Here is a 1432-nt window from a genome sequence, read left to right on the forward strand (position 1 = left end):
TTCGGATTGGGGTCTGCAACTCGACCCCATGAAGTCGGAATCGCTAGTAATCGCGTAACAGCATGACGCGGTGAATACGTTCCCGGGCCTTGTACACACCGCCCGTCACACCATGGGAGTTGGGTTTACCCGAAGGCCGTGCGCCAACCTTTCGAGGGGGCAGCGGACCACGGTGAGCTCAGCGACTGGGGTGAAGTCGTAACAAGGTAGCCGTAGGGGAACCTGCGGCTGGATCACCTCCTTTCTAAGGATGTTCCTGGCATCTTGAGCTTGCTCTTGATCGTGGAACACTTAGCAGAAGATCGGCAAACAAAGCCGGTCACATCAGAACCGAGCCGTCCTCATATCTCTTCAGTCAACTTCAGGCCTACCGGCCTGTCTGGGTCGGTAGCTCAGGTGGTTAGAGCGCACGCCTGATAAGCGTGAGGTCGGAGGTTCAAGTCCTCCTCGACCCACCAACCTGTCTTTTGCGTTGCAAAAGATCAGGCGGCGACAGTCGATTGCGTGGCAATCGACGAGAGCCAAACCGCTAACACTTTTGCCTTTGCAGTCGCAGGGCCTTTCCCCTCTCGGGCATTCCTTCGGAATACCTTGTCGGGTTTGGTCTCAGAGCTGCGAAGCAGCTCTGGGGCCTTAGCTCAGCTGGGAGAGCGCCTGATTTGCATTCAGGAGGTCAGGAGTTCGATCCTCCTAGGCTCCACCATTTACCGCCGATTAGATCGTTAAGCACTTTTGAGTGTTTAACCGTCCAATCGGACGAGATTTAACATCGTATAGAGAGATACAAGTTACTTTGGGAGCAATCCCGAAGTAACGATCAACACTGTTTGATGCCCGTAAGTAAGCGGGTCATCTCAGTTCGGTTCCACTTCGGTGGAAGGTCTTTGAAACGGGTGCTTCCTCGCTCTTTCTTAGATATCCCGGCTGAAACGAACAGCGTTGTCCAAGTCAAGTACACTAACCTAGTTCGAACCATAGGTTCGGACATAGTCCACTTCATAGGAAGTGGGCGGGAAAGTATGCTTTTGATCTGGAATAAGGGCTGCGGTTTCTTACCAGCTTCCGCAGTCGCGTGAGACGCTAAGTCTTGCTTTTTCTGGATCAAATCAAGCGCGAGAAGGGCGTTTGGTGAATGCCTTGGCAGTAAGAGGCGATGAAAGACGTGATACTCTGCGATAAGCCATGGGGAGCTGAGAATAAGCTTTGATCCATGGATTTCTGAATGGGGCAACCCACCTGATACTGTGTTATTGTTGCTGCTTCGGTGGCATTCAATAATGCGGTAAAACAGGTACTTTTAGACTGAATACATAGGTTTAAAAGAGCAAACCCGGAGAACTGAAACATCTAAGTACCCGGAGGAAAAGACATCAACCGAGATTCCGTTAGTAGTGGCGAGCGAACGCGGACCAGGCCAGTGCCTGTGATTAAG

Annotated in this window: 2 tRNA genes and 2 rRNA genes; all 4 read left to right on the forward strand. The window is 51.8% G+C overall.

Annotated elements, in window-relative coordinates:
* Positions 1-244: ribosomal RNA gene (locus tag WA237_RS18610) — 16S ribosomal RNA — on the forward strand; the annotation flags it as partial.
* A 137-nt stretch (positions 245-381) separates the two neighbouring features.
* Positions 382-458: transfer RNA gene (locus WA237_RS18615), tRNA-Ile, on the forward strand.
* A 169-nt stretch (positions 459-627) separates the two neighbouring features.
* Positions 628-703 (forward strand) — tRNA-Ala (locus WA237_RS18620).
* A gap of 401 nt (positions 704-1104) precedes the next feature.
* A 23S ribosomal RNA gene (locus WA237_RS18625) occupies positions 1105-1432 on the forward strand; the annotation flags it as partial.

Source organism: Roseovarius sp. CH_XMU1461 (assembly GCF_037027165.1).
Taxonomy (GTDB): domain Bacteria; phylum Pseudomonadota; class Alphaproteobacteria; order Rhodobacterales; family Rhodobacteraceae; genus Roseovarius; species Roseovarius nubinhibens.